The sequence below is a fragment of the Microcoleus sp. A003_D6 genome (assembly GCF_036702825.1).
Classification (GTDB): domain Bacteria; phylum Cyanobacteriota; class Cyanobacteriia; order Cyanobacteriales; family Microcoleaceae; genus Microcoleus.
Window position 1 is genome coordinate 1,674 of sequence record NZ_JAUBWA010000087.1, and the last position, 12,586, is coordinate 14,259.

The window sequence follows — 12,586 nt, forward strand, 5'->3', positions numbered from 1 at the left end:
GGCATCTTGCCTGTTCCACAAAGATTGAATTTTCTTGTGGAACAGGCATCTTGCCTGTTCATAAAAGGTTTTGACACAAAGATTGAATTTTCTTGTGGAACAGGCATCTTGCCTGTTCATATTTAAACAACAGGCATCTTGCCTGTTCCACAAAGATTGAATTTTCTTGTGGAACAGGCATCTTGCCTGTTCATAAAAGGTTTTGACACTAAGCGCTATAATCAAAAAGCCTTATTTTTAGTCCCTAACCCCCAACCATGAGAACTTACTACTGCGGCGAACTGCGAAGCGAACACATCGGAGAGACTGTCACCCTTTACGGCTGGGTGGATCGCCGCCGCGATCATGGCGGGGTGATTTTTCTGGACGTGCGCGATCGATCGGGTATTGTGCAAATTGTCAGCGATCCTGAACGCACCCCCGATTCCTATCACGGGGCTGAGGCTTTGCGCAGCGAATACGTGGTTAAAATTACCGGGCGAGTCACCAGCCGCCCCGCAGATTCCCTCAACCCGAAATTGCCTACGGGTGAAGTAGAAATTTACGCTGACGAAATAGAGTTGTTGAATGCGGTTCGCAAACAGTTACCGTTTCAGGTGGCGACGGCGGATAGTGAAAGCGTGCGGGAAGATTTGCGCTTGAAATATCGCTATTTGGACTTGCGGCGCGATCGTATGAGTCGCAATTTGCAGCTTCGCCACCAAGTTGTGAAAGCTATGCGCCGCCACTTGGAAGATGTCGAAGGTTTCATGGAAATTGAAACGCCGATTTTAACTCGCGCTACACCCGAAGGTGCGAGAGATTATTTAGTTCCCAGCCGCGTCAATCCCGGTGCATGGTATGCTTTGCCGCAGTCGCCGCAGTTGTTCAAACAATTGTTGATGGTTTCGGGTTTCGACAGATATTATCAAATTGCCCGCTGTTTCCGCGATGAAGATTTGCGTGCCGACAGACAGCCGGAATTTACGCAATTGGACATGGAAATGAGTTTCATGTCTGTGGAAGAAGTTATCAAATTAAATGAAGGTTTAGTCTGCCACATTTTCAAAACTGTGAAAGGCGTTGAATTGCCTTGTCCTTTCCCGCGTTTGACTTACGCAGAAGCAATGGATCGCTACGGTAGCGACAAACCGGATACTCGCTTCGGTATGGAATTAGTCGATGTTTCCGATTTGATGAAAAATTCGGGATTTAAAGTGTTTTCCGGTGCAGTTGCTGCGGGCGGAATTGTGAAAGTTTTGCCGATTCCGGGCGGGAATGATGCGATTTCTAATGTGCGGATTAAACCGGGCGGCGATTTGTTTAGGGAAGCCAGCGAAGCCGGTGCGAAGGGATTGGCTTACATTCGCGTGCGGGAGAATGGTGAAATTGATACGATCGGCGCTATTAAGGATAATTTGACGGAAGCGCAAAAACAGGAATTGCTCGATCGCACGGGCGCGCAACCAGGTCATTTGTTGTTATTTGCAGCAGCCGACGCGATAACTGTCAATAAGACTTTAGATAGATTGCGTTTGTTCGTCGGTAACGAATTGGGATTGATCGATAAAGACAAGATGAATCTGCTGTGGGTTACAGATTTCCCGATGTTTGAATGGAACGCTGACGAGAAGCGTTTAGAAGCATTGCATCACCCGTTTACTGCGCCGCATCCTGACGATATTAACGATTTGAAAACTGCGAGAGCTCAAGCTTACGATTTGGTGTTAAACGGTACAGAAATCGGCGGCGGTTCCCTGCGGATTTATCAGCGGGATGTTCAGGAAAAGGTGTTTGAGGCGATCGGCTTATCTACTGAGGAAGCTTACAATAAATTCGGCTTTTTGTTGGATGCGTTTGAGTACGGAACACCTCCCCACGGTGGAATTGCCTACGGTTTGGATCGGTTGGTGATGCTGTTAGCTGGCGAGGAATCCATTCGGGATGTCATGGCATTTCCGAAGACGCAGCAAGCCGGGTGTTTGTTGACAAATGCGCCGTCTGGGGTGGATGAGAAGCAGTTGAAGGAGTTGCAAGTGCGATCGACTTATACGCCCAAGTCATAATTGTATAAAACACCTTGACAATTTAACCATTTGTAAATTCCTGACTTCTTTAAGAAGTCGGGAATCTGGGTAGTTCGAGTTGGGTGTCATTGATGCAGAGGAGTTGGAGAGTTTGGTTGAGGTTGGTTTCGGTGAGTTGGGGAAACCAGGATTTGGGGAAGTTGGACTAGGTTAAGGGTTGGGTGTGGCTATGCCATAATGAATGAGAGAATGAAATCAACCCTTAACCATGACAACCACCGTTGAACTTAACGAAGAATTGGTTAAAGAAGCCTTTCGCTTAACCAATTTCAAGACAGAAAAAGAACTGATTGACTTTGCTTTGCAAGAATTAATTCGCACCCGTAAAAAGCGGAACCTACTTGATTTAAGCGGACAAATTCAATTTTCGACTGACTACGACTACAAAGCTTTGCGGGAAAACCGAAATGTTTCTGATTGATCCCTCCGTCTGGATCAGCGTTTTCCGCGACAGGACAGGTGTAGTACGCCAATCCCTGGAAGCAATAATTAATGATGAAAGTATTTTTCTGAACCGATTTACTCAGATGGAACTTTTGCAAGGTTGCCGAGATGAACGGGAGTGGACACTATTAGAAACTTATCTCCAAGAACAAGACTACATCGAGTCTACGCCTAATACTTGGGTAGCGGCTGCTCGGATTTATTACGATTTGCAACGACAGGAGTTAACGGTTAGAAGTAGTATCGACTGTTGCATTGCCCAACTGGCGATCGAACACCAACTTATTCTAGTTCATAACATCGCGATTTTGAAACTATTCAGAGAGTGCGATCGCTCAATTGCTTGCGCTTCCGACCTGACAATAATTAAATATGAAAAAATAAAAACCCCAGTTTCTTTGGCTTGTGGGTAATCAGAAACCGGGTTTTTTCGATAATACTTTGCCACACCTCGTAGAAACTACTAAAAACCCGGTTTCTTTGATATCTATGCGTAACTCCCGGCTATCATAACTCTGGACTCTAGATGAAGTCGTTTGAGCCAGTTTACGACAGTTTGAAGTAAATCGGGGTCATGGGGCGAGAAGGTTTACAGGGGTGGGTGAGTGAGTCGGTGATGAGACAGATAGTAGCGTCGAAGCGGGTAAGGGTTTCGAGGAAAGTAGGGCTCAAACCTTGGGCGGCGGGGGATGTGGAGTTTTGGTATAAACGATGGGGCAAAGATAAACTTCTGAAATACGAGTTAAGTGTTTAGGTAAGGACGCGTTGATAATGAACATCGTTTAATTTACCAAGCTACGGATCAAGAAATTGCGATCGCAGCTTGTAAGTATCATTACACTGAATAGATGTAATTGCGTTTCCGAAGACGCAGCAAGCGCGTGGTTTATTGGCAAATGCGCCGTCTGGTGTGGATGACAAGCAGATGAAGGGTTGCAAGCGCGACTTATGTAACTGATTTACATAAGATTCAGTACCTTTGGTCATGAAAGGGAGTAAAATGCGGTAATCTTGAGCTATGAAGGACACTAGATTGCCAATCATAGATACTCGGAAATCCTCAATTTTTTTTGAGTCTCTATTGACAGTAAATAAAATATGCGATAATTTATAGAAAATCATTTTTTTATCGCAATTTTGTTCACTATCTAGTTAGCCTTGCGAACAGTCGGTTAACACATTATTTTTTGTTAACCTTTAATTACACTATGGGTGGGTGGAGTAAAGGTGTTTAAGTTTGATCTATAAGATGATACATCATGACAAACTTAGTCAATACTAAGCTCAATTGGGTCTTTCCTGGTATTTGGTTGGTGATGGTATAATTATTACTGCCAGCACAATTTGGTACTTTTACTTTATTTACACCTCTGTTATCCTTACTTACACATATAAAAAATGGGCGGTCAAGTTTTTCATTTTTCAGTTGAGCTTCTAAATCTACTTATAGAGACTATTCCAAGGCTTTGTAAGAGTAAAAATGATGTTCTAGTATTTTTTTTAAGTGCTGGGGTTAGTCAAAATTTTCTAGCAGATATTCGTCGTAGGGTTGAGCAAGATAGAAATAATATTAGTAAGTATCAGATTGTTAGAGACGTGATAATTCGGCTGAATGAAGCTGGGGATGCTGCAATTCGTGAAAGAAGAGAAATTATCAAGCGAGTTGTTGAGTATAAAGACTTTTCCCGATGTTGGCCTGACGATCAAATACCAGCTATGGGTTTGGTAGCTAGAGTTAGAGAATTGAGAAATGATACAGACTCTTTTACAAGGCAACAACAGTATCATGAATCTCAGCGTGAAGAAGAGAGAAAAAAACGCCAACAAGACGAAGAAGCAAGAATTGAACAGCTTAATCTAAAAAAACAGAAACGTCAGCAGCTAAAGTCTGAGTTAAGTGCACTCTACCAAGAAACTAATGCTCAAAAACGAGGAAAGCAGTTAGAACCTATTTTAAACAGCCTCTTTGAGAGTGAGGGAATTTTAGTGAGAGAATCTTTCACTATAAAAGGTGAAAATAACGAAGGAGTAATTCAGCAAGTTGATGGAGCAATTGAGGTCAATAGTTGTCTTTACCTTGTTGAAATGAAATGGTGTCAAGAAGCATTAAGTCCTAGAGATGTATCACAGCATACGATGCGGCTTTTTGCGAGGACTGATGTTCGTGGTATCTTTATTTCAGCATCCGGCTACACTGAGGCAGCAATTATTGATATCCAAAGAGCACTTAATCTAAAAATTATTGTACTTTTTACTTTGAAGGAGCTTGTACTTCTCTTGGAAACAGAAAGCCCTTTTGAATCTCTCTTAAAGTCCAAGGTTGAAGCTATTCAGCTTGAAGGAAAGCTTTTGTATGACCTTTAGAATAAGGTTTATTACCCTTCTCTAGTTGTGCGGTTGCGTGGGATAACAAGTCGCAGCACCGCACTGCTAGTTAACGTTTTGGGCTTTGTTTCAGTTTGGTAAGCAGCCGATGAGTTATGGCGTTATGTTACTAAATCATCCCTAGAGTCCGATCGCCCTTTCGATCCAGTTGTCAGCTATTGTCGAGACACAAAGGGCGATCCTCTTCGAGGGCTGCGCTAACGCACTTCAAAAAAAAGTGCGATCGCCCTTTTCACAACCTACTCATTGGGGTTGTTTCTGTTTTTCGGCTTCTTTAGCTTTAGCTTCAGACCATTTTTGGTATTTAGCCGTATTAGCCGAGCTCATTTGACACATTTCTCTAGCTTTCTGTTCGGTGTCTTTTGCTAATTCCAAAATTTCTAGCAGTTCCTTGTCATCAAGTTCTTTTTGTGTCATTGCACATTCTCCAAACGGGCTTTAACACTACTGACTCTTATTAATGATAGTCGTGGAGGCAGAAACCGGGTTTTTTAGCGAACTACTGCATCCGGGCCTTTAACTGTCGTGAAAAACCCGGTTTCTTTGGTATTTATGGGTAAGTCCTAAATGAGACAGAAAGGACGATCGCACTTTTTCAATTCATCCGATCGCCCTCAAAGATTACTCTTTCCAGTAACGGGTTAAAATCCGAATTACCTCACCCGCTATGGGCGATGGTAGAGGCGGGCTCCACTCCCCAACTTCTGCAAAACCTAAAACGTGCAGCAGATTAACGATACTTTCTACCGCTTTGGGAACGCCGCACAACAGCAAACGAATCGGTTGCTTACCTTGAGGTACATCAGGAATTTCTTCCCGGAGTAGTTCGGGAACTGATTTTGGCTGTGATATCATAGACTTTGAATTACACGAATAGTGGAATTGCGATCGCCCTCAAGTTTTCCAGGCCAGGGGCGATCGCTTTTCCGTTTGTACATCCTCAGTCTAGCACAGCTATGGGAATATGGGAATAGGTAACTAAGGGAATTTTAAACTTTTCACACGTTTACGTGTGAAAATAAAGTTATGGCAAATGAAAAAGACACCATCAAACTTGTAATTCCCAAGGCATTGAAGATCAGGTTCAAAGCCTTGTGCGTTCGTGCGGAAAGGGATATGAGCAGCGTCGGAGGTCAACTAATAGAAAACTGGTGTCAAGAGCAAGAGCAAGCCCAGGCGAAACGGGATGAGTCAAACACCTGAAGGGGCGACACCAAAGAGCAAAAGTAAGAATTTCTTCTCGGATATCAGCTCGTAAAGGTTACAGAATGCTAACATCAGCTTGCAATATCATGGCTAGGAGTTGAGCATCAGCAGTGATCCGTTGGAAATTGGCAGTTGTGATGGCCGATCGCAATATCAGCAATAAAGAATTGGCTGCTTTAATTGGAATGCACCCGACTTCCTTTTCTAGACTCAAAACCCGCCGCCGACTCACCCGAATCGATGAAGCAACTCTCAGCGCTTTGTGCAAAGCACTGAATTGTCAGCCGGGGGATTTAATGGTATATGAAGAGGACAATCCCGATGCCTTAAAATGACATGATGAACACACTACCCCCAAACAATGTGAGTCCTGCAAAATCTCCTAGAGTTGCCTTTTACCCGCCACCCGAAATCAAGGAGAAGTTAGAAAAACTGGCGAGTATTGAGCGTCGTTCGATTTCCCAAATGGCATTACTTTTGGTGGAAGAAGGACTCGAAAGAGCGCAGAAGGAAGGGAGGTTCAATGAATCCAAAGACGATTAAGCCACTAACCCTGCCCTCACTGCTGCTGGCCGATCGCTCTCAACTGCCTACGTGTCCTGCCGTATACTTCGTTTTAGACGGTGATGCGGTTTTGTATATTGGCAGAACTAGGAACCTTCAACAGCGTTGGCTAGCACATCATCGCTGGTATCAGCTAAAGGTAATGAGTGGTAATATTCGCATCGCTTGGCTCGAATGCAGCGATGCTAGTCTGCTGGTAGCTATTGAAACAGCCTCGATCGAACACTTTGAGCCATCTCTTAACCGAACAAAAGTTGGAGGCGAACAAACCAAAATTTTTGTATATCTTCCAGAAGAACTTAAAGCAGACCTAGAGCGGTTAGCCAAATCGCATTATCGGCCGGTCTCGAATATGGTGTTGACATTAATTCAAGAAGCAGTAGATGAGGCTAAATCTGAGGGGAGAATTCAAAGCGACGATCGATCGCAGCAACAGAAAATCGACAGCGACTCTGAATGATTTAACCGCAGAGGACGCAGAGAGCACAGAGGAAGAGAGGAGAGAAATGAATAAATTAGTTATAAAATGACATTTTGAACACGCTACCTATTACTTACTCTTGGCCAGATAAATGTCTATTTCCTGCTTCAGCTCGGTCGGTCAAATTCAGCAACCTGTTTTTGACCAAGGGATGTAATCGCTAAGACTAAAACACTTAACGTAAGGCCTAAAATCGCATAACTCGGTAGTGAAAAAATAGTTACTTTAAACAAATAAGGCAATTCCCCCCCCTTCCAGTTCCACCGCTTTCCTAGAAACACCAACAGCCCGCCATGAATCACTGCGGTTTGCACCATGACACAGCCAACGCCCAATAACCAAACCGACATTCTTTGCCTAGAGAAGGCACAATTTTTAATCTGAAAACATAAATCATTCAGCAAAAAAACCACCGCCGGTGCTAACATCACAGAACTGGTGGGCTGAGAATAGTTGATAGCAATACTCAAAGTAGAAATTAGCACCATTTCAGATAAGTCAACTTTTTTTGACCAAGCATTGCCAGATTGTTTTTTGTAAAAATACCAACTCACTAAACCAACTAGCACCAGACATATCGAGTCAGAAAATAGCTTCGCCACGAAGGGACTATCGGGGAAAAATCTCGGCCCCATAACCCTTAAATCAAGGCGACTCATAGAAATATAAGCATTATTCGATGGATCGTTGAGCCAGAGTGGAAATCCACGAGTCGCATCCTGTATAAATCCTGTCAAGGAATTGCCCGTTACAGCTAGACCTATAACTGCCAAAAAAGTTACCGTGACTGTAGATATAAAAACTAGATGAAACCTTTTTTTGATTAAAAAATAAGGAATAAATAATATAACTAAAGTTGGTTTAAAAAGCGCAATCCCTAATAAAATTCCTGCAATTACATCCTGATTTTTTCTAGCATAAATAAACATCCATAACAGTAGAACGGCAATAAAAGTTGCCACATTGCCAACTTGAAGATCGAAGACAAAACCGTAGAGTAATGCAACTGATATACTACAAATAGTCCGAAAAGCTCGTGACTGCGACACCAACAAGATATTCGCTCCCCATAAAACAAAACCTGTGGCAATAAGATGCAGCCAAGTCCAGATTGTGAATGCAGTCTTCATCGGGAAATAGCCCAAAAACCACAGCGGAGGAATGATATTAGGTGGATAAACAAAAGATGGAATAAACCCACACACTTTAGTGATGCTACAGAAACCGATGTTAAATACTTCTACATTAAAGGGACTCAAATGCTGATGGGCTAACTTACTCGCTACATAAAACCACTTAAAATCCCAGTAAGGCGGATCGGGCCGATTAGTCAGATTGTAAACCAACCAACCGGTATAACAGAGAAATCGAGTGAGAACTAATACAATAACTGCTTGCAAAATAAAGTTAACGATAGGTTGACGAAAAAACTGAGTCAACCTTTGGATCGAAGGATGTTTTAAAAACAAAGAATCTTGCCATGCTGTTTTTTCGCTATCTAATCGCCAGTTAAATTTTAGAAACAAAGCGACTGTAATTATAATTATTAAATTCCATAATCCAAAGGTAATCATAAAAAATAATTTTAATAAATTTACTCTTTCGACCTCTTGCAAAAGTCAAAAAATCACCCCCCTCAGTCCCCCCGCGGCTTCGGGGGGAAGCAAGAAAAATTAGGCTCCATCCCCGCGACTTCGGGGAGGGTTGGGGAGGGGACTCAGCATTTTTGCAAAAGGTCTTTTGATGATATCACAACCAGAAATCCTCAACTAAAAATCAGCATTTCAACCTAAAATATAGACTTTTGTTCCCCGTTTCAACTTAACTCTCTCTTCACTCTTTTCTCTGCGTCCTCTGCGCCCTCTGCGGTTAGAAAAAAAAATCTTATTCACAAACAAAATAGCATTGCGATCTAAAAGCCCGTGAAGCGCAGCTATCCCGTAGGGAATCGCACATTTACGCCTTATAACCCTGTCCACCCCCAAACATATGCGTTAACCTAGTTGACTACAGCTTGTACCGCACTCCCCAACAAAATTCATGCTTCCCCGCATCAAAGAATTAGCCGCCACCCTAGCACCCCGCTTAATCGAAATTCGCCGCCACATCCACTCCCACCCCGAACTCAGCGGCAAAGAATATCAAACCGCAGCCTACGTAGCCGGAGTTCTCGCATCCAGCGGAGTCCGCGCGATCGAAGGAATCGGCAAAACAGGAGTCATCGGCGAAATCAAAGGCAACAGCAGCGAGTCCCGGTGGCTGGCAATTCGCACCGATATGGACGCTTTGCCGATTCAAGAACGCACAAACCTAGAATTTGCTTCCCGCAACGAGGGAGTGATGCACGCCTGCGGCCACGACATCCACACCACCGTCGGTTTGGGCGCAGCCATGATATTGTCTCAGTTAGAGGAAAAACTGCCCGGTCACGTCCGCTTCTTGTTTCAGCCGGCGGAAGAGATTGCCCAAGGTGCTCAATGGATGATTAAAGACGGGGCGATGCAAGATGTTGACGGCATCCTCGGAGTCCACGTTTTCCCGACGATTCCCGGCGGTTGCATCGGTATCCGCCACGGGGCACTGACGGCTGCGGCAGATGACCTAGAATTGATTGTGATGGGCGAATCCGGCCACGGTGCGCGTCCCCACGAGGCGATCGACGCAATTTGGATTGCTTCTCAGATAATTACTACTTTGCAGCAGGCAATTAGCCGCACGCAAAATCCTTTGAGGCCGCTGGTTTTGACGATCGGGCAAATTAACGGCGGACGTGCGCCGAACGTGATTGCCGATCGAGTAAAATTATTGGGAACCGTGCGATCGCTGCATCCAGAAACCCACGAAAAACTGCCGGCTTGGATCGAACAAATTGTTTCCAGCGTCTGCGGGACTTACGGCGCTAAGTACGAACTCACCTACAAGCGCGGCGTGCCCGGAGTCCAAAACGACCCCAAACTCACGCAATTAGTAGAAACTGCGGCTTTAGAAGCTTTAGGGCGATCGCGCGTCGAGATTTTACCAGAACCATCCTTGGGCGCGGAAGATTTTTCGATGTATTTAGAACACGCGCCGGGAACCATGTTTCGCTTGGGAGTGGGACTGACTGACAAACCGAATTATCCCCTCCATCACCCGCAATTTGAGGTTGATGAAGCAGCCATTGTGACCGGCGCTGTCACCTTGGCCTATGCCGCCTGGCAATATTGGAAACAGCAAGCAAGTAAGTAAGTAAACTCGCTTTCGTTGAATTACCCGTAAATAAGATGGTCGGGTGGGTAATGGATCAAAATTACTCGATTTAAAGTTTATTTGCGCCTAGCTGCTTAACAGAATTCGGGCAATTAAACCAGCTAATCTTGGGCAACTCCCCTATAGCAGCAGCCAAATGTGCTAACGTACAATCAAAAATCCCCAAATTTCAACTATCGCGAGACAGATAACCGTGTTCGCTCAAGCACCTCCAACTCCCAATTACAAATGGTTTAGCTGCATATCTAGCACTGTTTTCACCGCATTGTGCCTGTTACCCATTTTCAGCGCTGCGGGATACGCCCAAACTCCCCAAAATAGACCGATCAAAATTGGCGTTGTGCAGCGGTTTGGTACCAAAGCAACCGACAAACTGACGCTGAAAGCATTACCTGGCGACAGCTTAACTTTGCGTTACAAGACTCCTCAAGGCATAGAAACCAAAACTGCTGCTAGCGTCAAGTTAGAAATAGCCCCGAAACCGCTGGAATCGCCCTTAGTAGAAGAACGAGTTGTTCTGAGCTCTCACCGCAGTTTCGAGAGTGCGGAAGACAGCGCCAATCAGTGGCGCGCTAAGGGAATTGAAGTAGAAATTGCTCAACCTTTGCGCTGGCAAGTTTGGGCGAAAAGAGATGTGTATAACTCTCCTTTGGTGCGGCGCTGGCTGTTGCAAAGTTTGCAAGCTCAAGGTAACAAAACAGCTTTTCTGGATTCCAAAGTTATCAAACAAATACCCCAGGCTTTTTGGGTTTTAAACGGCTTTCGTTTCAACCGCAATGAGTTGGATGTGACGGCGGGGAAAAATACGATCGAGGTATTGGAACAAACCACCCAAGAGGCGACAGCTACTGAACCGGAAAAAGTAATTCAACAAACTCGCCGTTATGGTGGCAGTTTGCGCCTGCAAAAAAATGCTTACGGCACTTATACTTTGGTGAATGAAGTGCTGACGGAAACTTATTTGCGGGGTGTTGTTCCTCACGAAATAGGGGCTTTTTCGCCTTACGCTGCGATTGTCGCTCAAACTATTTTAGCCAGAACTTACGCCCTGAGAAATTTGCGCCGGTTTGCTGTGGATAATTATGAGTTGTGCGCTGATGTTAACTGCCAAGTTTATCAAGGTTTGACGGAGGTTTACCCGCAAAGCGATAAGGCGATCGCCCAAACGACTGGTTTGGTGCTAACTTACGAAAATCAGCTAGTAGACGCGCTTTATTCTGCGTCTAGCGGTGGCGTGACAGCGACTTTTGGCGATGTGTGGCAGGGCCCGGAACGTCCGTATTTGCGATCGATCGTCGATTCCCCTAATAATGTCTGGGATTTGTCCAAGCAGAGTTTGTCTGACGAAAACAATTTCCGCCGCTTTATGACTCTGAAAACAGGGTTTAATGAGGAAAAAGAAGAAACGTTTCGGTGGCGCGAACCAGCTTCTCTGACGGCGATTGGTGGATTTCTCAAACAGTATCTTCAGAAGAAACAGCACCCGCTGGCTAATATTAAAACTGTCACTCAGGTGCAAGTGACGGAAAGGTCAGCCGCAGGTCGAGTTTTGAAAATGAAGGTTCAAACTGACTTGGGCCCCATTGATATCGACAAAGACGAGATTCGCAATGCTTTTTACCCGCCGATCAGCACGCTTTTTTACCTAGAACCAATTTACAATCCAGACAAAACTCTCAACGGTTATGCTTTTGTCGGAGGCGGTTTCGGGCACGGAGTGGGAATGAGTCAGACTGGTTCTTACAATTTGGCTAATTTGGGCTGGAACGGAGCTCGAATTCTCAGTTTTTATTTTCCCGGCGCTCAAGTTGTACCGCTCAGCGATAACATTACATTTTGGCGCGAATAGTCGATCGAATTCGGCATAAGAGTCGGCGATTTAATTCGCCACTAAACAAACAAAGTCCGCGCAACGCGAGACTAAACATCAGCCGTAAAACTTTTAGATTTTAGACTTGGGATTCTAGACGGGTTTCACCGTTAATCTAAAATCGGCCATCTAAAATCTAAAATTATTTGGTCAGCTATCTGCTCAAACAGCTAGGAATTCATAGCTGAGAGTGAGAGACTGCTGGCGGCTTTGTTGCAGTCTTGGACGCAAAAACCCGGTTTCTTAACGTAATCGCGCTGTTACAGCTTAATTCCGAAAACAAGAAACCGGGTTATTTAGCGCATCGCGCCCAGAATCCTT

The 12,586-nt window shown here is 44.6% G+C and carries 15 protein-coding genes; 11 read left to right on the plus strand and 4 right to left on the minus strand.

Annotated elements, in window-relative coordinates; translation table 11 throughout:
* The first annotated feature begins 257 nt into the window (after nt 1–257).
* The 3 genes from aspS (at nt 258) to vapC (ending at nt 2,923) form a co-directional block, all read left to right on the plus strand.
* On the plus strand, nt 258–2,045 hold the full coding sequence (gene aspS / locus QUB70_RS21940) for an aspartate--tRNA ligase (RefSeq protein ID WP_332983425.1): 1,788 nt from the start codon (nt 258–260) through the stop codon (nt 2,043–2,045).
* Between the two features lie 229 nt (nt 2,046–2,274).
* The gene (locus QUB70_RS21945; protein WP_006633402.1) at nt 2,275–2,487 is read left to right on the plus strand and encodes a type II toxin-antitoxin system VapB family antitoxin; all 213 of its coding nucleotides are present in this window, start codon (nt 2,275–2,277) and stop codon (nt 2,485–2,487) included.
* Nucleotides 2,474–2,923: a type II toxin-antitoxin system VapC family toxin gene (gene vapC / locus QUB70_RS21950; RefSeq protein ID WP_332983427.1), complete on the plus strand. Its 450-nt coding sequence runs from the start codon at nt 2,474–2,476 to the stop codon at nt 2,921–2,923. The genes QUB70_RS21945 and vapC overlap by 14 nt, the downstream gene beginning before the upstream one ends.
* Before the next feature lie 133 nt (nt 2,924–3,056).
* Here vapC and QUB70_RS32745 read toward each other — a convergent pair whose 3' ends face one another.
* Complete coding sequence (locus QUB70_RS32745) at nt 3,057–3,230, minus strand: NACHT C-terminal alpha/beta 1 domain-containing protein (RefSeq protein WP_442927808.1); 174 nt, start codon at nt 3,228–3,230, stop codon at nt 3,057–3,059.
* Between the two features lie 65 nt (nt 3,231–3,295).
* Here QUB70_RS32745 and QUB70_RS21955 point away from each other — a divergent pair, with 65 nt between their 5' ends.
* Both QUB70_RS21955 and QUB70_RS21960 read left to right on the plus strand, forming a co-directional pair.
* Complete coding sequence (locus tag QUB70_RS21955; RefSeq protein WP_332983457.1) at nt 3,296–3,358, plus strand: hypothetical protein; 63 nt, start codon at nt 3,296–3,298, stop codon at nt 3,356–3,358.
* A gap of 550 nt (nt 3,359–3,908) precedes the next feature.
* Entirely contained in the window at nt 3,909–4,874 is a 966-nt protein-coding gene (locus QUB70_RS21960; RefSeq protein ID WP_332983428.1) for a restriction endonuclease, read from the plus strand.
* A gap of 264 nt (nt 4,875–5,138) precedes the next feature.
* On the opposite strand, the gene QUB70_RS21965 is transcribed toward QUB70_RS21960, so the two are convergent.
* Together QUB70_RS21965 and QUB70_RS21970 are read right to left on the minus strand one after the other, a co-directional pair.
* Nucleotides 5,139–5,312: a hypothetical protein gene (locus QUB70_RS21965; RefSeq protein WP_332983429.1), complete on the minus strand. Its 174-nt coding sequence runs from the start codon at nt 5,310–5,312 to the stop codon at nt 5,139–5,141.
* Nucleotides 5,313–5,516: 204 nt separating this feature from the next.
* Entirely contained in the window at nt 5,517–5,750 is a 234-nt protein-coding gene (locus QUB70_RS21970; protein WP_006633397.1) for a hypothetical protein, read from the minus strand.
* Nucleotides 5,751–5,921: 171 nt separating this feature from the next.
* Between QUB70_RS21970 and QUB70_RS21975 the strand changes: the two genes are divergently transcribed.
* The 4 genes from QUB70_RS21975 (at nt 5,922) to QUB70_RS21990 (ending at nt 7,125) form a co-directional block, all read left to right on the plus strand.
* Nucleotides 5,922–6,098, plus strand: coding sequence for a plasmid partition protein ParG (locus QUB70_RS21975; protein ID WP_332983430.1), 177 nt, complete (start codon nt 5,922–5,924; stop codon nt 6,096–6,098).
* Nucleotides 6,099–6,211: 113 nt separating this feature from the next.
* A complete protein-coding gene (locus QUB70_RS21980; protein WP_332983432.1) occupies nt 6,212–6,436 on the plus strand; it encodes a helix-turn-helix domain-containing protein in 225 nt (74 codons plus the stop codon).
* Between the two features lies 1 nt (nt 6,437).
* Nucleotides 6,438–6,644, plus strand: a complete 207-nt coding sequence (locus QUB70_RS21985; protein WP_332983433.1) for a ribbon-helix-helix domain-containing protein — start codon at nt 6,438–6,440, stop codon at nt 6,642–6,644.
* Nucleotides 6,625–7,125, plus strand: a complete 501-nt coding sequence (locus QUB70_RS21990) for a ribbon-helix-helix domain-containing protein (protein WP_332983434.1) — start codon at nt 6,625–6,627, stop codon at nt 7,123–7,125. The genes QUB70_RS21985 and QUB70_RS21990 overlap by 20 nt, the downstream gene beginning before the upstream one ends.
* A gap of 128 nt (nt 7,126–7,253) precedes the next feature.
* On the opposite strand, the gene QUB70_RS21995 is transcribed toward QUB70_RS21990, so the two are convergent.
* Nucleotides 7,254–8,720: a glycosyltransferase family 87 protein gene (locus QUB70_RS21995; RefSeq protein WP_332983435.1), complete on the minus strand. Its 1,467-nt coding sequence runs from the start codon at nt 8,718–8,720 to the stop codon at nt 7,254–7,256.
* 466 nt (nt 8,721–9,186) lie between these two features.
* Here QUB70_RS21995 and QUB70_RS22000 point away from each other — a divergent pair, with 466 nt between their 5' ends.
* Together QUB70_RS22000 and QUB70_RS22005 are read left to right on the plus strand one after the other, a co-directional pair.
* The gene (locus QUB70_RS22000; protein WP_332983436.1) at nt 9,187–10,374 is read left to right on the plus strand and encodes a M20 family metallopeptidase; all 1,188 of its coding nucleotides are present in this window, start codon (nt 9,187–9,189) and stop codon (nt 10,372–10,374) included.
* A 214-nt stretch (nt 10,375–10,588) separates the two neighbouring features.
* Nucleotides 10,589–12,244, plus strand: coding sequence for a SpoIID/LytB domain-containing protein (locus QUB70_RS22005; RefSeq protein WP_332983437.1), 1,656 nt, complete (start codon nt 10,589–10,591; stop codon nt 12,242–12,244).
* The last annotated feature ends 342 nt before the right edge of the window (nt 12,245–12,586 follow it).